We start from the raw sequence: 279 nt of genomic DNA, 5'->3' as shown, positions 1-279 counted from the left end.
TACATCATGGAAGCCTGCTTCGACGACCTCGTTACGGGGCAGGGCGAAGGCACCGGCTGGCGCATGCCGGCGCGCGATGCAGACCTGAAGTTCAAGCCCGTGCAAGACGCGGTGCTGTGGGGCGGCACCCTTTGCGTGCTGGCCAGCCTGATCGGCACGCCGTACTGTCCCGTGGTGGACAAGGGCGTGCTCTTCATCGAGGACATCAACGAGCACCCGTACCGTATCGAACGCATGCTCGACCAGTTGAAGATGGCCGGTGTGCTGGCGCGCCAGCGC

The 279-nt window shown here is 64.9% G+C and carries 1 pseudogene; it reads left to right on the top strand.

The window, feature by feature from the left end:
• Positions 1 to 279: pseudogene (locus tag ACZYSP_RS35605) on the top strand (LD-carboxypeptidase); the annotation flags it as partial.

This window comes from Variovorax sp. F042 (assembly GCF_057814215.1).
Note: the sequence above shows the minus strand (reverse complement) of the source record. Positions and strands in the feature narration are given on the sequence as shown.